This window comes from Nocardiopsis sp. FIRDI 009, assembly GCF_003386285.1.
In the GTDB taxonomy this organism is placed as follows: Bacteria; Actinomycetota; Actinomycetes; order Streptosporangiales; family Streptosporangiaceae; genus Nocardiopsis.
In genome coordinates this window covers 52,624-68,653 of record NZ_QPNC01000002.1, presented here as the reverse complement: position 1 = coordinate 68,653, position 16,030 = coordinate 52,624, and the positions used below count along the sequence as shown (strand labels likewise).

The 16,030-nt window shown below is 71.5% G+C and carries 20 protein-coding genes; 11 read left to right on the top strand and 9 right to left on the bottom strand.

Annotated elements, in window-relative coordinates:
• Positions 1-47: 47 nt before the first annotated feature.
• The gene (locus tag DVR05_RS01805; RefSeq protein WP_116244033.1) at positions 48-596 is read right to left on the bottom strand and encodes an EF-hand domain-containing protein; all 549 of its coding nucleotides are present in this window, start codon (positions 594-596) and stop codon (positions 48-50) included.
• Positions 597-787: 191 nt separating this feature from the next.
• Between DVR05_RS01805 and DVR05_RS01800 the strand changes: the two genes are divergently transcribed.
• Entirely contained in the window at positions 788-2,170 is a 1,383-nt protein-coding gene (locus DVR05_RS01800; protein ID WP_116244032.1) for a dipeptidase, read from the top strand.
• A 115-nt stretch (positions 2,171-2,285) separates the two neighbouring features.
• On the top strand, positions 2,286-3,236 hold the full coding sequence (gene nudC / locus DVR05_RS01795) for an NAD(+) diphosphatase (RefSeq protein ID WP_116244031.1): 951 nt from the start codon (positions 2,286-2,288) through the stop codon (positions 3,234-3,236).
• A 312-nt stretch (positions 3,237-3,548) separates the two neighbouring features.
• Here nudC and DVR05_RS01790 read toward each other — a convergent pair whose 3' ends face one another.
• Positions 3,549-4,004 carry an ANTAR domain-containing protein gene (locus tag DVR05_RS01790; protein ID WP_116244061.1) on the bottom strand — a complete coding sequence of 152 codons (456 nt, stop codon included), beginning with the start codon at positions 4,002-4,004 and terminating at the stop codon, positions 3,549-3,551.
• 161 nt (positions 4,005-4,165) lie between these two features.
• Entirely contained in the window at positions 4,166-4,426 is a 261-nt protein-coding gene (locus DVR05_RS01785) for a mycoredoxin (protein WP_369974486.1), read from the bottom strand.
• 326 nt (positions 4,427-4,752) lie between these two features.
• Between DVR05_RS01785 and DVR05_RS01780 the strand changes: the two genes are divergently transcribed.
• Both DVR05_RS01780 and tesB read left to right on the top strand, forming a co-directional pair.
• Positions 4,753-6,903 carry an ATP-dependent DNA helicase UvrD2 gene (locus DVR05_RS01780; protein WP_116244029.1) on the top strand — a complete coding sequence of 717 codons (2,151 nt, stop codon included), beginning with the start codon at positions 4,753-4,755 and terminating at the stop codon, positions 6,901-6,903.
• Positions 6,896-7,786, top strand: coding sequence for an acyl-CoA thioesterase II (gene tesB / locus DVR05_RS01775; RefSeq protein WP_116244028.1), 891 nt, complete (start codon positions 6,896-6,898; stop codon positions 7,784-7,786). The genes DVR05_RS01780 and tesB overlap by 8 nt, the downstream gene beginning before the upstream one ends.
• A 19-nt stretch (positions 7,787-7,805) precedes the next feature.
• Here the strand turns inward: tesB and DVR05_RS01770 are convergent, their stop codons facing one another.
• Together DVR05_RS01770 and DVR05_RS01765 are read right to left on the bottom strand one after the other, a co-directional pair.
• Positions 7,806-8,132 carry a hypothetical protein gene (locus DVR05_RS01770; protein ID WP_116244027.1) on the bottom strand — a complete coding sequence of 109 codons (327 nt, stop codon included), beginning with the start codon at positions 8,130-8,132 and terminating at the stop codon, positions 7,806-7,808.
• Between the two features lie 122 nt (positions 8,133-8,254).
• Positions 8,255-8,590, bottom strand: coding sequence for a hypothetical protein (locus tag DVR05_RS01765; RefSeq protein ID WP_116244026.1), 336 nt, complete (start codon positions 8,588-8,590; stop codon positions 8,255-8,257).
• Positions 8,591-8,913: 323 nt separating this feature from the next.
• On the opposite strand from DVR05_RS01765, the gene DVR05_RS01760 reads away from it, so the two are divergent.
• The 4 genes from DVR05_RS01760 (at position 8,914) to DVR05_RS01750 (ending at position 10,880) form a co-directional block, all read left to right on the top strand.
• Complete coding sequence (locus tag DVR05_RS01760) at positions 8,914-9,294, top strand: hypothetical protein (protein WP_116244025.1); 381 nt, start codon at positions 8,914-8,916, stop codon at positions 9,292-9,294.
• Positions 9,295-9,501: 207 nt separating this feature from the next.
• Positions 9,502-9,780: a WhiB family transcriptional regulator gene (locus DVR05_RS01755; RefSeq protein WP_017596888.1), complete on the top strand. Its 279-nt coding sequence runs from the start codon at positions 9,502-9,504 to the stop codon at positions 9,778-9,780.
• 47 nt (positions 9,781-9,827) lie between these two features.
• A complete protein-coding gene (locus tag DVR05_RS26480) occupies positions 9,828-9,992 on the top strand; it encodes a hypothetical protein (RefSeq protein ID WP_157982373.1) in 165 nt (54 codons plus the stop codon).
• A gap of 318 nt (positions 9,993-10,310) precedes the next feature.
• A complete protein-coding gene (locus tag DVR05_RS01750; RefSeq protein ID WP_116244024.1) occupies positions 10,311-10,880 on the top strand; it encodes a M48 family metallopeptidase in 570 nt (189 codons plus the stop codon).
• Positions 10,881-10,939: 59 nt separating this feature from the next.
• Here DVR05_RS01750 and DVR05_RS01745 read toward each other — a convergent pair whose 3' ends face one another.
• Both DVR05_RS01745 and DVR05_RS01740 read right to left on the bottom strand, forming a co-directional pair.
• A complete protein-coding gene (locus tag DVR05_RS01745; RefSeq protein WP_198658995.1) occupies positions 10,940-11,110 on the bottom strand; it encodes a DUF397 domain-containing protein in 171 nt (56 codons plus the stop codon).
• Complete coding sequence (locus tag DVR05_RS01740; protein ID WP_116244022.1) at positions 11,107-11,877, bottom strand: helix-turn-helix transcriptional regulator; 771 nt, start codon at positions 11,875-11,877, stop codon at positions 11,107-11,109. Before DVR05_RS01740 ends, DVR05_RS01745 begins: the two co-directional genes overlap by 4 nt.
• 168 nt (positions 11,878-12,045) lie before the next feature.
• Here DVR05_RS01740 and DVR05_RS01735 point away from each other — a divergent pair, with 168 nt between their 5' ends.
• The 3 genes from DVR05_RS01735 to DVR05_RS01725 all read left to right on the top strand — a co-directional run bounded on the left by DVR05_RS01735 (position 12,046) and on the right by DVR05_RS01725 (position 13,973).
• Positions 12,046-12,357 carry a hypothetical protein gene (locus DVR05_RS01735; protein ID WP_157982372.1) on the top strand — a complete coding sequence of 104 codons (312 nt, stop codon included), beginning with the start codon at positions 12,046-12,048 and terminating at the stop codon, positions 12,355-12,357.
• Between the two features lie 206 nt (positions 12,358-12,563).
• Positions 12,564-13,010, top strand: coding sequence for a hypothetical protein (locus tag DVR05_RS01730; RefSeq protein WP_116244020.1), 447 nt, complete (start codon positions 12,564-12,566; stop codon positions 13,008-13,010).
• Between the two features lie 99 nt (positions 13,011-13,109).
• Positions 13,110-13,973 (top strand): hypothetical protein, encoded by an 864-nt coding sequence (locus DVR05_RS01725; protein ID WP_116244019.1) that lies wholly within the window; start codon positions 13,110-13,112, stop codon positions 13,971-13,973.
• A 63-nt stretch (positions 13,974-14,036) separates the two neighbouring features.
• Here DVR05_RS01725 and DVR05_RS01720 read toward each other — a convergent pair whose 3' ends face one another.
• Together DVR05_RS01720 and DVR05_RS01715 are read right to left on the bottom strand one after the other, a co-directional pair.
• Complete coding sequence (locus DVR05_RS01720; RefSeq protein ID WP_116244018.1) at positions 14,037-14,609, bottom strand: NUDIX hydrolase; 573 nt, start codon at positions 14,607-14,609, stop codon at positions 14,037-14,039.
• Positions 14,609-16,030 (bottom strand): zinc-dependent metalloprotease, encoded by a 1,422-nt coding sequence (locus DVR05_RS01715; protein ID WP_116244017.1) that lies wholly within the window; start codon positions 16,028-16,030, stop codon positions 14,609-14,611. Before DVR05_RS01715 ends, DVR05_RS01720 begins: the two co-directional genes overlap by 1 nt.

Below are 16,030 nucleotides of genomic sequence, written 5' to 3'. Positions count from 1 at the left end.
GAGGACCGCCGCGCCGGTGCCGACCCGGCCCGGGCCGCCCCGCCGGGTCAGACCATGCCGAAGACGAACCCGCCCGCGGAGTCGGTGTCCGCGCCGAAGAGGAACTCCCGGCCCGACTGGATGAACTCCTCGCGGCTGATGGTCCCGTCGCCGTCGGTGTCCAGGGCCCTGAACCGCTCCCACGCGGTGTCGACGGTCGCCCCCAGGACCTGTGCGTACTCGACGTACTCGGCCTCGCTGATCGAGCCGTTGTCGTCGTCGTCGAGGAGGTCGAAGACCGCGTCGGCCAGCGCCTCGGTCGGGTTGGACCGGCTCGTGTCCTCGGACACCGCGCGCATGGCCCCCACGAACGCCTCCCGGTCCAGGCCGTCGCCGTCGGTTCCGGAGCGGCGGACCAGCTCATCCCACAGCCCGCGGTAGGCGGCGCGGATCGCCCCGGCCCGGGCGTCGTCCGCGTCCAGGGAGTATCCCTCGGTGTAGCGGCCGACCAGGCGCTGGTAGTCGTCCCAGGCCAGGGTGGCGTCGTTGTCGCTGTCCAGGGTGTCGAAGAGCGTGCCGAACCGCTCGGCGATCGCGGCGGAGGGAGCGGAGTCCACGGGCGTTCCTCTCGTCGTGGGGCGGGGCTGTCCCGCCCGCTGCACTCTTCGAGTCTCCCGCGCCGCGAACGGTTCCCGGTACGGTTTCGCGCGTCCCGGGGCCACGGGTCGCGCCCCTGGTGTCCGTGGGCGGTCGGCGCGGCGCCTAGGCTCGGAGCGGACAAGGACGTCAAGGAAGGAACGGGACTAACATGGACGTACGCGGTTACATCGAGGCGCACAGGGACGAGTTCCTCGCCTCCCTGAAGGAGTGGCTGGCGATCCCGTCGATCTCCGCCGACCCCGCCCGTGCCGACGACGTCCGCGCCTCGGCCCGCTGGCTCGCCGACCACCTCACCGCGACCGGCTTCCCGACCGTCGAGGTGTGGCAGACCCCCGGCCTGCCCGCCGTGTACGCCGAGTGGCCCGCCGCCGACCCCGACGCCCCCACCGTGCTCGTCTACGGCCACCACGACGTCCAGCCCGTCGACCCGGTCGGGGAGTGGGAGACCGACCCCTTCACCCCCACCGAACGCGGCACCTCCCTGTACGCGCGCGGCGCCTCCGACGACAAGGGCCAGGTCCTGTTCCACGCCCTGGGCGTGCGCGCCGCCCTGGCCGTCTCCGGCGCCGACGCCCCGCCCGTCACCCTCAAACTGCTGGTCGAGGGCGAGGAGGAGTCGGGCTCGGTGCACTTCGCCGAGCTGATGCGCGCCAACCGCGAGCGCCTGGCCTGCGACGTCGCCGTCATCTCCGACACCACCATGTGGGCGGCCGACACCCCCTCCATGTGCGTGGGCATGCGCGGCGTCACCGACGTCGAGATCGCTCTGTACGGCCCCGACCGCGACCTGCACAGCGGCTCCTTCGGCGGCGCCGTGCCCAACCCGCTCAAGGCCATGAGCGATCTGCTGTCCGGTCTGCACGACGCCGACGGGCGGATCGCCGTCCCCGGCTTCTACGACGGCGTGGTCGAGGCCAGCGACGAGGAGCGCGAGCTCATCGCCCAGCTGCCGTTCGACGAGCAGGAGTGGCTGGCCACCGCCGCCTCCACCGCCACGTGGGGCGAGGCCGGGTACAGCACCCTGGAGCGGATCTGGCTGCGCCCGACCGCGGAGATCAACGGCATGTGGGGCGGGCACACCGGAGCGGGCGGCAAGACGATCGTCCCCCGCTCCGCGCACGCCAAGGTCAGCTTCCGCCTCGTGCCCGGCCAGGAGCCCGCGCACGTCCAGGAGTGCGTCCGGGCGTTCGTCGAGGCGGGCGTCCCCGACGGTCTGCGCGCCGAGCTGGAGTTCGGCGGCCCCGGCGTGCGCGCGTGCGCCTCGGACCTGACCTCCCCGGAGCTGCGCGCCGCCCGCACCGCGATGGAGCGCGCCTTCGGCACCCGGGTGCTGTACACCCGCGAGGGCGGCAGCGGTCCGGAGGCCGACATCGCCGACATCCTGGGCGCGCCGCTGGTGTTCGTCGCCGTCGGCCTCGACGAGGACCGCATCCACGCGCCCAACGAGAAGGTCGAGGTCCCGCTCCTGCTCAAGGGCGCCGAGAGCGCCGCCTACCTGTGGGAGGAGCTGGCCGCCGTCCGTCGCGGCTGACCGGCGGCCGACGAGGACACAGGAGGCCACCGGGCATGCTCCGCCGCCCCGGTGGTGTTACCTGTAGGGCGAGGGCCGTATCCCCACGGCCGGACCGATCACCCCGGAAGGACCCATGGACGCCGACGCCATCCCCTCACTGTCCCGATCCACGGTCGACCCCGCGGGCCACCTGCGCGCGGACGCCGCGTGGCTGGAGAAGGCGTGGGCGGACCCCGGCACCCGGGTGCTCGTCCTGGAGGGCGGCGACCCCGGCAGTTACGGCTGGCAGGCGGTCATGAACAAGCAGTCGCGCGCGCTCGTCACCACCGGCCGGGCGCCCGGACTGGTGTTCACCGGCCCGGACCGGGCCCCCGAGGGCGAGCGGTACCTGCTGGGCGTCCAGGACGGCACGGCCTACTTCGCGGTCCGCTCCCTCCGGGAGCTGACCGCCACCCCGACCGCCGAGCCGGCGTCGCTGCGCCAGATCGGCGCCCTGCTCGACGACCGCGACACCGGGCTGATGACCCGGGCGGTCGCGCTGGCCAACTGGAACGCCTCGCACGGCTTCTGCCCGCGTTGCGGGTCGCGCACGAGGATGGCCGCGGCCGGACACGTGCGCGTGTGCGAGGAGGAGGGCACCGAGCAGTTCCCCCGGATGGACCCGGCCGTGATCATGCTGGTGCACCGCGAGCGCGACGGCCGCGAGGAGGCCCTGCTGGGCAACAACCCCAAGTGGGGTCCGCAGCGCTTCTCGGTCCTGGCGGGCTTCGTGGACGCGGGGGAGTCGCTGGAGCAGGCGGTGGTGCGCGAGGTGGCGGAGGAGGCCGGGGTCGTCGTCGAGGCCCCGCGCTACCTATCGTCGCAGCCGTGGCCGTTCCCGCGCAGCCTCATGGTGGGGTACACGGCGCGGGCGGTCGGGGAGACCCGGCGCACCGACGACGAGATCGCCGAGACCCGCTGGTTCACGCGTGAGCGCCTCTTCGCGGACGTGGACTCCGGCGAGGTCGCACTGCCCGGGCGCGCCTCCATCGCCCGTACCCTCATCGAGCACTGGTACGGGGGCGAACTGCCCGGCGAGTGGTGACGCCCGAACACGGTCCGAAGCGAAGCGGAGGCTCCGTTCTTCCGTGTAAGCGGCCCCTGTGGGTGGGCCCTGAACGTGCGCTCCAGGGGGTTTCGTTCGGGTGCCGGCAGGGTTCTGCAAGACGAGGCAAGCCGCGTAGCGAGGGACGAGCGACAGGCGCAGCTGAGGATGAAGAATCCCTGCCTTTGGGGCGCCCGAACACGGTCCGAAGCGAAGCGGAGGACCAAAACAAGCACAGCCCCGCACGTCCGTCCCCCGGATCGGTCGTGCGGGGCCCGGCCCCGCGTTCCCCCGCCGCCGTCGGCGGCGGCCTCAGTTCACGTCGGTCGAGGAGTTCAGCTCGTCCGGGAGCGGGGTCAGGGGGCTCGTGCTGCTCTCCACCACGTCCCGCGCCAGGTCCGCGACCTTGCGCCCGCGTGAGCGCGCCGAGGACCGCAGCTTCTCGAACGCCTCTCTGGGCAGCAGTGTGTGCCGCTCCGCCAGGACACCTATCGCCTGCTCGACGGTGACCCGCGAGTGCAGCGCGTGCTCCAGCTGCGCGACCGTGTGGCGCAGCCGCTCCACCTCGCTCGCGCCCTCCGGCGCGCGCCCGGGCGACCGCGTGCGCGGCCGCGGTACACCGGCCTCGTTCGACAGCAGGTCCGCCAGGACCATGGCGCTCACCAGGTCGGGCAGCTCCTGCCCGCCCTCGACCCGCCAACCCGTCGGGGTACGGCGCACCACGCCGACGTCCAACGTGTCGGCGACCGCGCTGTCATGAGACCTCATGTCGTCCCCCAACTCAACACTCCCCGTCGTCTTCGTCCGACCAGAGGTCGGCCGTGCCGGTCGCCGGACGGTGCGCGGATGCCCCGGGGCCCGCGGCCCCGGGGGAGGAGTCCCCGCGGTGCGGACCGCGCCCCGAGGGGGACCGCGGCCCGCGCACCGACCTACGCCAACTCGGTCAGTTTCTTCTTCACCTGAGCGAGCGACGGGTTGGTCATCGCCGCGCCGTCGCTGAAGACCAGCGTGGGAACGGTCTGGTTCCCGCCGTTGACCCTCATCACGATCTCCGCGGACTCCGGGTGCTCCTCGATGTTCACCTCACGCCCGGTGATCCCCTCGCGGGCGAGCTGGCTCTTGAGCCGCTTGCAGTATCCGCACCACGGGGTGGTGTACATCGTGAACAGCTCGGTGCCCGTCTTCGTCATGTCGCTCATATCCACTTCCTGTCAGGCGCTCGGTGGGGATCGGTCGATCCACCACGTGTCAACACCGCGTGGCGCGACCGGCTTCCCGCGACCGCCAGACACATCGTGGGACGCCTCACAGGCCGGACTGGTTCCGGATTGTGTGGCGGCACTCCGAACGGGCGCGGTGCCGATCCGCTCCCGGTGACGCCTGATACTTGAGAGACTGTGCCCCCAGGGCCCGCCCGTCGCCCGCGGGGCGCTCCGCGCGTCGGGCGGCCCACCACCCGCGACGGACGGCCTCCGGCCGCAGCGCCCCATACGCCCCGACCACACGCAGGAGCAGCATGGATCCCGACCGCGTCCTGGAGGGACTGGACCCGGAGCAGACCCAGGCGGCACGTGCCCTGCGCGGGCCCGTGTGCATCCTGGCCGGCGCCGGGACGGGCAAGACCCGCGCCATCACCCACCGGATCGCGCACGCGGTCGCCAGCGGCGTCGTCGGCGAGCAGCAGATCCTCGCCGTCACCTTCACCGTCCGCGCGGCCGGGGAGATGCGCGGCCGCCTGCGCGGCCTGGGCGCCCCCCGCGTGCAGGCCCGCACCTTCCACGCCGCGGCCATGCGCCAGCTGTCGTACTTCTGGCCGCAGGTGATCGGCGGCCCCCTGCCCACCCTGATCGAGAGCAAGATCAAGGCGGTCTCGCGCGCCGCCCACTCCGTCGGCCTCCAACCCGAGGGCACCACCGGCCTGCGCGACCTGGCCAGCGAGATCGAGTGGGCCAAGGTCACCCAGGTCCGTCCCACCGACTACGACAAGGCCGTCGCCAAGGCGGGCCGCCAGCCGCCGATGCCCGCCGGAGAGGTCGCGCGGGTGTTCGAGGCCTACGAGGAGCTGCGCCGCGAGCACAACCTCCTCGACTTCGAGTCCATGCTCGAACTCACCGCGGGCATGATCACCGAGTACCCGGCGATCGCCCAGCGGGTCCGCGACCAGTACCGGTACTTCGTCGTCGACGAGTTCCAGGACGTCAACCCGCTCCAGAAGCTGCTGCTCGACGCCTGGCTCGGCGACCGCGACGACCTGTGCGTGGTCGGCGACCCCAGCCAGACGATCTACTCCTTCGCGGGCGCCACCCCCGCCTACCTGACCGGGTTCGCGGCCCGCTACCCGCACGCCACCGTCGTCGAACTCGTCCGCGACTACCGGTCCACCCCCCAGGTCGTGCGGGTGGCCAACCACGTCATCGGACAGGCGCGCGGCAGCACCGGCCACCTCACCCTCCAGGCCCAGCGGCCCGACGGCCCCGATCCGATCTACCAGGAGTACGACGACGAGCCCGCCGAGGCCACCGGGGTCGCGCGCAAGATCAGCCTGCTCATCGAACAGGGCACCCCGGCCAGCGAGATCGCCGTCCTGGTGCGCACCAACTCCCAGTCGGCCGCCTACGAACAGGCCCTCTCCGACGAGGGGGTGCCGTTCACCGTACGCGGCACCGCGCGCTTCTTCGAGCGTCCCGAGATCAAGCAGGCCGTCCACACCCTGCGCGGCGCCCGGCACGGCGCCGCCGACGAGGACGGTGAACCGCTCGTGCGCACCGTCCGCCAGCTGCTGGGCCCGCTCGGGCTGACCGACCAGGCCCCCGAGGGCCGCCAGGCCCGGGAACGGTGGGAGTCGCTGTCGGCGCTCGCCCAGCTCGCGGAGGACATGGCGGCCGTGCCCGCGCCCGACGGAGGGCCCGCGACCGTGGCGCACTTCGTCGAGGAGCTCGACGCCCGCATGGCCACCGAGCACGCCCCCGGCTTCGAGGGGGTGACGATCGCCTCACTGCACTCGGCCAAGGGCCTGGAGTGGGACGCGGTGTTCCTGGTCGGGCTCACCGAGGGCATGATGCCGATCATCTACGCCGAGACCGACGAGCAGGTCGAGGAGGAGCGCCGCCTGTTCTACGTCGGGGTCACCCGTGCGCGCCGGAACCTGTCCATGTCGTGGTCGCTGGCCCGCTCCCCGGGCGGCCGTCGCACCCGCAAGCCCTCGCGGTTCCTGGACGGGTTGCGGCCCGCCTCCCCGTCCACGTCCGGGCGGCGCAACGAACGCCGCAGGGGCGGCCCCGTGCGCTGCCGGGTGTGCGGGGTGACCCTCGCCGACGCGGCCGAGCGGAAGCTGGGCCGCTGCCTGGGCTGCCCCTCCAGCTACGATGAGGCGCTGTTGGAGCGGTTGCGCGAATGGCGTCGGGCCGCCGCCCGGGAGCGGAAGGTGCCCGCGTACGTGGTCTTCACGGACGCCACCCTCCAGGCCGTCGCCGAGCAGGAGCCGTCGAGCCTCGCGCAGTTGTCCGCCGTGTCCGGTGTCGGCCAGGCCAAGCTCGACCGCTACGGTGAGGCCGTACTCGCGCTGGTCGCGGGCGCCGACCCCGCCGACGTCCTGGAAGGGGCCGAGGCGGTCGGTGAGGGTGCGGACGTCGTGGCCGAGGACGGGGAGGAGCCGGTCGATGGATGAGCGCGCGGAGGTCGAGGGCGGCGGTCAGTCCCTGGCCGATCTGCTGGAGGTACTCGACCTGGAGCGGATCGAGGACGACATCTTCCGGGGGAGCAGCCCCGAGGAGGGGCCGCAGCGCGTCTTCGGTGGTCTGGTCGCGGGCCAGGCGCTGGTGGCGGCGGGCCGCACGGCGCCCGCCGAGCGGCACGTGCACTCCCTGCACGCCTACTTCATCCGCCCCGGCGACCCCCGGGTGCCGATCGTGTACGAGGTCGACCGGGTCCGCGACGGGCGTTCGTTCACCACCCGCCGTGTGGTGGCGGTGCAGCACGGCAAGGCGATCTTCACGCTGTCGGCCTCCTTCCACAAGGAGGAGCCGGGGCTCGACCACCAGATCCCGATGCCCGACGTCCCGCCGCCGGAGGACCTGCCGAGCACGCGTGAGCGGCTCCAGGAGGCCTTCGGGAAGGTCCCCGGGTTCGTCCGGTGGCACCCGATCGAGCTGCGCCCGGTGGGTCCGCTGTCCTTCGAGGCCGAGCGGAACCCGCAGCTGCGCACGGCCAGCAACCCGGTGTGGCTCAAGGTCGACGGCAAGCTCCCCGACGACCGGCTCACGCAGGTGTGCCTGATGACCTACGCCTCGGACATGACCCTGCTCGACACCGTCCTGCTCAGACACGGGAGATCGTTCGCCGGGATCTCGATGGCCAGCCTCGACCACGCGATGTGGTTCCACCGGCCGTTCCGCGCCGACGAGTGGCTGCTGTACGCCCAGGAGGCGCCGACCGCGCAGGGCGCGCGGGGGCTGGCGCGCGGGCTGGTCTACACGCGCGACGGGCAGCTGGTGTGCTCGGTCGTGCAGGAGGGGCTGATCCGCGTCGTCGACGCCGAGGGCTGGGCCTGACCCCGCCCCGCCCCGGCCGCTAGTCCTCGGGGACGCGGACGCTCGCGGTGAAGACCCGGTCCACCGGGAGGCCCGCGCCGGGCGGCAGGGTGCTGCTGATGCCGAGTTGGGCGGAGTAGGCGCAGGGCGCGCTGTTCAGCGTGACGTAGGCGTCGGTGCCGTTGCGGACCGCCCAGGTGCCCTCCGGGAGGTCGACGCAGCGGACGGGATCGTCGTGGACGACGGAGCCTCCGCCGGAGGTGAGGAAGACCAGCCGCCCCGTGGCCGCGTCGGCGGGTGCGGCGGTACCCAGGGTGAGCGCGGCCGCGGCGGCGAGGGCGCTGAGCGCGGTGGCTGATCGACGCACGTCGACTCCTCGTGACGGGGCGGACGGCGGGACCCCGGCCGGAGCCCCGTGGAACGACCCGCGGTCCGGGGTCGTCCCCGGCGGCCGCCCCCACGCCGCGTCGGCCGGGGGCGGAACGCGCCCTAGCTCCAGACGATGAGGCTCCCGGTGTCGCCGGGCAGCGAGTCCAGGCCCCCGGCGGGCACGCTGTCGACGACGCGGGGGTGGAAGGCGCACGACGTGGTGGACACGTAGACGCGGCGGTTGGTGTCGTTGAAGAGCGCCGTGGGACCCTCGGGGGTCGTGATGCAGCCGACGGGGTCCTCGTACTCCACCAAGTTCCCCCCGCTGAGGAAAAGGACGAGCGTTCCGTCGGCCGCGCTCCGGTGGGTCGGCGCGGCGGTGGCGGGTGCGGTCGCGGCCAGGGTGAGCGCGGCCGTCGCGGCGAGCGTTCCGAGTACTGCGGCGGTTCGTCGCATGTCACTTCCTTCGGTGCCTTTTCCATGACACTCTGTCATGGACCCAGGTGAATGCCTATCACCGAGGGGTGGAGTCGTGCACGTGGCGGTCGTGGCATGGCCCGGCTCGCGGTGCGCCGAAACCCCGTCCGGCGGCCGCGCGGCAACACTCCGGAGCCCGTCGGCATTCCCTCGCACCCGTGGCCGGATGCGGACGTTTTCGCAGGTCAAAAATAGGTTGCTGATTTTCGCGGCCACCCCATAGTCTGTACATCGTCGTCATGACCGCCCCCGGCGCAGGTGCGAGACCCTGCCGCCCGACCGTGAAGGAGGTGCCCAATCTGATGAGCAACACCACGCAGTCCACCGGCTTCGTCGCTGTTTTCGCCATGCCTTCGCGTCAGCGTCCGGTGATCGTTGCCCAGGGCACCGCCTCGGCTGGTCACCGTGACGCCAACGCCGTGTTCGGCGAGTTCACCACCACCGGTAACGCCATCGCCGGCGGTCGCGAGAGCGGCCTCGGCGGCTTCCTCGGCATGACTGGTTCCCGGGGCTCCCAGCCCCTCGCGCTCCAGGCCGCCAAGGGCGATACCCGTACCGGCGGACGTGTCTGCGCTGAGCGCGAGCTGGCCCTGGCTTGGGGCGAGCCGCTGGCGAACCACGCCGAAACCACCCCGCGCCGTTACGGCGCAGTGGGTAAGTGTCCACGGAGGACTCCGGCCTAGAGCAGGACAGGCCGAGAGTTTCGACCGTGGCCGCGGACCCCACTCAGGGGCCGCGGCTTTCTTTGTATCTCCGTAGTCGGACTCCGTCCCCCAGGGGCGGTGGACGGCCTCGGCGGCATCGCAAGTCCAGGTCCCGCACCGGACTCGTCCGGTGAAGCAAGCACCGACCGCGTTGTACGAAACGAACAAAGATCTTGGAGGGCACCGATGCTTGCGTCGGTCCTGCAAACGCCCTGGCTGGGTGAGACCGAAGTTCCCTGCCGACTCCAGCCCGACCTGTTCTTCGCCGAGGCCCCCGCCGACGTCGAGGCCGCCAAGGCCGTGTGCGGCTCGTGCCCCGTCAAGGAGCAGTGCCTGGCGGACGCGCTGGAGCGCAAGGAGCCGTGGGGCGTCTGGGGCGGGCAGCTGCTCGTCGCCGGTCAGGTCGTGGCGCGCAAGCGTCCGCGTGGCCGCCCCCGGAAGAACCCCGCCCCGGTCGCCGCCTGACCCCCACCCCGATCCCGAACACACGTCCCACGAAGGAACGAAGAACGATGATGCTGATCCAGGAAATCATGCGCGTGGTCGAGAGCGCGGAAGTCGACCCCCGTCGCCGGGAGGACCTCCGGCTCGGAGCCCGCCAGCTGCGCGCGCGTCAGCGGCAGGAGCGCCGTTTGGAGGAGGCGCTCATGGAAGTGGCGTGGTCCAGGCTGTGTTGACGCACGGCTGACCGGTGGGAGGGCGACGGACGGTAGGCCCTCCACCTGATCACTCACGCGCGGTGTGGGGCCGGGCGGTGACCCTCGGGTGGGATCACCGTCCGGTCTCGTTTGTGTTGCGAACAGATCATGGAACCGTCGCGCCGAACGCCCGTGTGCTGCTCCCACCGGCCGCGGTGTCGCCCTGATCGGGGTGGAATCCGCCACACCGTAGGGCTTTCCGTGCGCGTCAGGTCATCCGTCCATCACGGAACCGACAGACAAATCTCCACAAGACACACCTGTGCTACGGGGCCCGGCTCGGCTACCGTAAAGTTCGTGCCCTCGAACACCAAAGTCGAGGTACGCCGCAGTCCTCGTCGTCGACGCACGGTGTCGGCCTACCGGGACGGGGACACCACGGTCGTCCTCGTGCCCGCGACGTTCTCCCGCGCTGAGGAAAAGCGCTGGGTGGGACGGATGCTGCAACGGCTGGAGGCCCGTGAGGGCCGACGCCACTCCGGCGACCGCGAGCTGCACGAGCGCGCGTTGGAGCTGGCCCACCGGTTCCTCGGCGGGACGGAGCTGCCCGAGTCGGTGCGCTGGGTGGACAACCAGAACGCGCGCTGGGGTTCGTGCACCCCCGAGACCCGAACGATCCGCATCTCCCGACGGCTGGTCGGCATGCCCTCGTGGGTGCTGGACTACGTGCTCGTCCACGAGCTCGCGCACCTGTTCCACGCCGACCACGGGCGTGAGTTCTGGGAGTTGGTGCGGCGCTATCCCAGGACCGAGCGCGCCCGCGGCTACCTGGAGGGGTTCAGCGCGGCGTCCCGCCTGGAGCCCTGTGACCAGAGCGAGGTGCCCGAGGAGGAAGAGGACACCGCGGGGGTCGCGGCCGAGGACTGACCGCGCTCAATCGGGGTGAAGACCGTACCGGGACGACCCGGTACGGCCCCTGCCGGGGGTCAGGCGCGCTGGGCGAGGGTGACCAGGGCCTGCCATTCGTTCCGGGGGAAGGTCAGGTGGCCCGCGTCGCGGTTCTGGGTGTCGCGAACGTCAGCGCCCGTCGGGTGCTCCCGTACCTCCACGCACTGCGCCCCCGAGTGGCTGTAGCTGGACTTGTGCCAGTCGTTCACAGTAGATCTCCTAGTACCTGCAATGACTGCCGGGCGGGGAGGGCGCATTCCAGAGCGCGCTTCACCAGGCCGTGCAGGCGGTCATACCCGGTGGAATCCTCATGGAGCACGTTACCGGCAACGTGATCGGACGAAGCAACCTTGTCCCCTCCGGGTAGGTGGAACATGATGAAGGGACTCGTCACTCCGATGAGAAGGGTCCCCTCTGGTACGAGATTGACGCGTACCTTCCCGTTTGCGGCGAGCGTCATCAAATGTGCAACTTGTTCCTGTTTGACGGCGTCCGGGGTCCAGCTCAGTGCGGTGGCCGGAAACATCGCGGTGATGACGGGGTTGTTCTTCGCGCGCAGGTACTCGTAGCGTCCGCAGCGGTGCGCCACCAACCGTTCGATCTCGCGGTCCGACCCGGCCAGCCCCTCCTCGAAGACCAAGCGCGCGTACCGGGGTGACTGCAAGGTTCCTGGAACCATCAGCGGTGACACCAGTTCGATGGTCTCGGCGCGTTCCTCCAGCCGCTCGATGTCCCGCATCCAGGGCGCGAGTGCGGTCCCACTGGTATCCAGCTCCCACACACGCACCAGGCGCCCCCGCATCCCGAGCACGTCGTCCAGGCGGTGCACGGTGTCTCTGCGTGGAGTGGACTTTCCGGACTCCCAACGGCAGATGCTGCTGGCCGCCGCGCCGACGCGGGAGGCCAGTTGTCGCTGTGTGAGGCCCGCGATTTCGCGCCCCTTCGCCAGGTGTGAGGGGAAGGCGTGTTCCGTCATGCTCCAACTTTTATCAACGCCGTTCCGTTGTGCGCTATGTCGTTGGGGATACATGACGCTTGCTCGCGCAACACGAAATCGGGGTCGCAGCATGAGGTCATGGAGGAAATCATCCGTGCCCTGAGGGAACTCCAGGGTGAATTCACGCGACGTGGTCTCGACACCACCATGTCCGACAAATCCCATTGGTTCTCCGTCGATCCCATTCCCACCCTCACGTGCTGCGAGTACCTGGGGCGCTGCGAGATCACCGTGACCGGGTTCGACTGCTACACGTGGCTCAACGGCAGCGGCGACCGCATGTACATGGACCGCGAGTTCGCCGAGGCCGTCGTGAACGAGGTGATCGCGACCCGCGCGGGGTTGGCAGGACGTCTCGGGTGCGCGTATCCGGCCCCGGCCCGATTCCGGCCGCGCCCCGTCTCCGTCGTTCCCCGGCCGCGACTGCCGCCGCTGCCCCGGAGGAAGCGAAGGCGTTGAAAGCGGACTTCTCCCCTCATATTGCTCGGGTGGAAAGTCGCACATTTCGGAAGTCCTGTGACTACTTTTCAGTAGCAGGTGCGCGGAGCAAGAAAAGGCCCTACTCTCTTCGCGCACGACGAATTCAGAAGACCCCGCGACGGTTAGACACCGCCCGGGGTCGTGGCCAGCAAGCAAGAATCTTTCAAGGAAAGGAAATTGCCAGCGTGCGCAAGTTTACCGCTGCCCTCATCGCCATGGCCAGGGCCTACGCGAAAGCCCTGCTCACCCCCGCCCGCGGACGCCACTCCGCCGCCGCGCGGCGGCGCCGTTCCACCCGGGTCCGCCCCTATGCACCGCTGCCGCTCCCCGAGCGGGCCGCCGCACCGACCCCGCCCAGGCCGACCGTGCGTCCGAACCGCCCCGCCGCTCCGGTGTCCCTCACCGCCCCGACCACGGCAGCCCCCGTCGCCGACGACGTCGCCCTGGTGCGCCCGTACTACGTAGCCCACGAACGGGAACTCGCCCGCGTCCAGGCCCGCGCGACCGCGCGCCTTCGCTCCTGGAGTGCTCCGTCCACGCCTTCGGCCCCGAAGACCCCGGTTCCTCCGCCCGCGCCGTCGACCGTTCCGGCCCCGCGTGTCCCCGTCGGCGACCTCCTGGCCACGCCCTGAGAGGGCCGTGCGGATACGGATGTCCCACTCTCATCAGTTGATTCGACCACCCTGGCCGTGGGGTCCCCGACCCACGACCGCTCCCCCTCAAGGAGCCCAGTGCCCAGCCGAGAACACGAGATCCCGCTGCGGATCATCCAGAACCTGCCCGAGATGGTGCCGGTCCTCCTCCAGGAGTCCCTGGGGATCGACCCACCTCCGCACACCGAAACGGTGCTCACGTCATCCGTCCTGACCAACTGCGACCCGAAGGAGTGGAACAGCGACGGTGCCGTCGTGCTCCGCAACGGCACCGAGCACGTCCTCGCCGTGGTGGTCGAGCGTCAGCACCGGGCGGACAGCCGAAAGAAGTCGAGTTGGCCCGCCTATCTGGTCACCCTCTACGCACGCCTGGGGTGCCCGGCGATCCTGCTCGTCCTGTGCCCCACGGACGGCATGGCGTGCACGTGCGCGGAGGCCATCCACATCGGTCACCCGGGCTTCGTCCTGTCGCCTCTGGTGATCGGCCCGTCCGCCACACCCGTCGTCGTCGACGCACGACGGGCGCGTGAGTTCCCAGAACTCGCCGTTCTCTCGGCCAGGGCGCACGGCGACGCCAACCCCGCGACCCTCGACGCGCTGATGGAGGCCCTGGACTCCATCGACCCTGATCGCCGCGCGTTCTACTATGACTACGTTATGGCTGGTCTTGGCGAGGCCGCCCAGAAGCACATGGAGGACCTGATGGCCGTGGACACCTGGGAATGGCAGAGCGACTTCGCCCGCAAGTACGTCGGCATCGGCCGCGAGGAGGGCCGAACGCAGGAGGCTGCCCGGAACGTGATCGTGATCCTCCAGGAGCGCGGTTTCACCGTCCCCGACCAGGTCCGTGAACGGATCGAGTCCTGCACCGACCTGGAGACCCTGGAGAAGTGGGTTCCCAAGGCTGTCGCCGTCGACCGCCCCGAGGACCTGTTCGACTGACGGTGACGGCGGACGAAACGGGCCCCGCTCCGGCCATCCGGAGCGGGGACCCTTCCGTGGACCTCAGGCCCTGGTCGCCCGCCCGGCGCGCAGATGCTCGGCCACCGCCGAGGCCGCCGCGCGCACCAGCGCCCGACACGGCTCGTCCGACGGCTCCGGCACCTCGTCGACCGGGAACCAGCCCAGGTCGTTCGACTCGTTCGGGTCCCGCACCAGCACCGCGTCCGGCGGCGCGATCGCCGCGAACTGCACGTCCAGGTGGTGACTCCCGCCCCCGCACGGAACCGCGTGCCGGTCCAGCCGGACCGGGGTCGGCAACAGGGTGATCCCCTCGATCCCCGACTCCTCGGTCGCCTCCCGCAGCGCCGCCCCGGCCAGCGTGGCGTCCCCGGGCTCGCAGTGGCCGCCGGTCTGCAACCACAGGTTGTGGATACCGTGCAGCACCAGCGCCACCCGGGAACCGTCCGCCGAGATGATCGCCGAACTCGCCGTCACGTGACCCGGCAGGCACTCCCGCCACATCGCGTCCTCGTGCGCGTCCAGGTGTTCCAGGTACGACCGGCGCAGCTCCTCCTGCCGGGCGTCGGGCGCGCTCCACGCGCCCAGCACCGCCCGGGCGTCCGCGTGCAACGACACTAGGCGTCCTCTCCGCGGTCGTCGCCCTCGTCCTTCTTCTCCTCGTCCTTCGCGCCGTCCGCGTCACCGGTCAGCTTCGAGATGTCGAAGTCGGCGTCCCCGAACTCCCCGCCGCCGCTGACGAACGCGTCCGGGTCGTCCAGGTCCGCGCCCGTGGGCATCAGGTCCGGGTGCTGCCACACCGCGTCGCGCCCCTCGATACCGCGAGCCTCCTCCAGCGCGGTCCACAGGGCCGACGCCTCCCGCAGCCGCCGCGGACGCAGTTCCAGTCCCACCAGGGCCGCGAACGTGTGCTCGGCGGGCCCGCCGGTCGCCCGGCGCCGCCGGGTCGCCTCGGCCAGGGCCCCCGCCTGCGGCAGCCGCTCGGACACCGCGTCCGACACCACCGTGGCCACCCAGCCCTCGATCAGCGCCAGCGTGGTCTCCAGGCGGGCCAGCGCCGCCTTCTGCTGCGGCGTGTCCTCCGGCTGGAACAGGCTCTCGCCGCCCACCCCGCCGGACAGCGCCTCCTGGAGGGCCTCCGGGTTGGTGAGGTCGATCCCGCCGAGCTTGTCCTCCAGACCGCTGACGTCGAACGACATCCCGGACGCGTACTCCTCGACCAGCCGGGACACGTGCGAGCGCAGCCACGGCACGTGCGAGTACAGGCGGTGCACCGCCGCCTCGCGCGCGGCCAGGTACAGCCGCACCTCGTCCTCGGGGATCTGGAGCCCCTCGCCGAACCTGGTCACACCGGGCGGCAGCAGGGCCGCGTTGCCCTCACCGGCCAGCGGCAGACCGATGTCGGTGGTGCCGATCACCTCACGCGCCAGCTCCCCGATGGCCTGCCCCGCCTGCTGGCCGACCATCATGCCGCCCATCTGCTGGACCATGCCCAGCAGCGGACCGGCCACGGACCGCATCTCCTCCGGCAGGTTCTGCCCCATCGCCTGCACGGTCTTGGACGTCAGCGGGTCGCACAGCTGCGCCCACGAGTCGATCGTCCGCTCGATCCACTCCGACCGGCTCCACGCCTGGGCGGTGTGGATCCCCGACGGCAGGTCGGTAGCCTGGTCGAGCCACAGGTCGGCGAGGCGGAGCGCCTCCTCGACCTTGGCGTAGTCGTGCGGCGGCACGCTCGGGTCACCGTGCTGGGACACCGTGTGCCGCGCGATGTTCTTGGCCATGTCCCAGTTGATCCCCGACTGCGACGACGCGCCGCCGGAGCCGCCCGGGCCCGGCTGGGCGGACATCATGTCGGCGAACTGCCGGAGCATGTTGGCCATCTGCTGTGGGTCGCCGAACGGGAAGTCGCTCGGCGTTCCGGAGTCTCCCCCGCCCGGGCGGCCGCTGCCGGCACCCGAGCCGGAGTCGCCAGAGCGGCGTCCGGACTCGTCATCGGGATCGTTCGGCATGCTGAAACCGAATGGCAGGTCGCTCAC

What these genes read in the sequence shown, in the direction of transcription:
- DVR05_RS01800 (WP_116244032.1), top strand. Translation starts at nt 788, where the DNA reads ATGGACGTACGCGGTTACATCGAGGCGCACAGGGACGAGTTCCTCGCC.
- nudC (WP_116244031.1), top strand. Translation starts at nt 2,286, where the DNA reads ATGGACGCCGACGCCATCCCCTCACTGTCCCGATCCACGGTCGACCCC.
- DVR05_RS01790 (WP_116244061.1), bottom strand. Translation starts at nt 4,004, where the DNA reads ATGAGGTCTCATGACAGCGCGGTCGCCGACACGTTGGACGTCGGCGTG.
- DVR05_RS01785 (WP_369974486.1), bottom strand. Translation starts at nt 4,426, where the DNA reads ATGACGAAGACGGGCACCGAGCTGTTCACGATGTACACCACCCCGTGG.
- DVR05_RS01780 (WP_116244029.1), top strand. Translation starts at nt 4,753, where the DNA reads ATGGATCCCGACCGCGTCCTGGAGGGACTGGACCCGGAGCAGACCCAG.
- tesB (WP_116244028.1), top strand. Translation starts at nt 6,896, where the DNA reads ATGGATGAGCGCGCGGAGGTCGAGGGCGGCGGTCAGTCCCTGGCCGAT.
- DVR05_RS01765 (WP_116244026.1), bottom strand. Translation starts at nt 8,590, where the DNA reads ATGCGACGAACCGCCGCAGTACTCGGAACGCTCGCCGCGACGGCCGCG.
- DVR05_RS01760 (WP_116244025.1), top strand. Translation starts at nt 8,914, where the DNA reads ATGAGCAACACCACGCAGTCCACCGGCTTCGTCGCTGTTTTCGCCATG.
- DVR05_RS01755 (WP_017596888.1), top strand. Translation starts at nt 9,502, where the DNA reads ATGCTTGCGTCGGTCCTGCAAACGCCCTGGCTGGGTGAGACCGAAGTT.
- DVR05_RS26480 (WP_157982373.1), top strand. Translation starts at nt 9,828, where the DNA reads ATGATGCTGATCCAGGAAATCATGCGCGTGGTCGAGAGCGCGGAAGTC.
- DVR05_RS01740 (WP_116244022.1), bottom strand. Translation starts at nt 11,877, where the DNA reads ATGACGGAACACGCCTTCCCCTCACACCTGGCGAAGGGGCGCGAAATC.
- DVR05_RS01735 (WP_157982372.1), top strand. Translation starts at nt 12,046, where the DNA reads ATGTCCGACAAATCCCATTGGTTCTCCGTCGATCCCATTCCCACCCTC.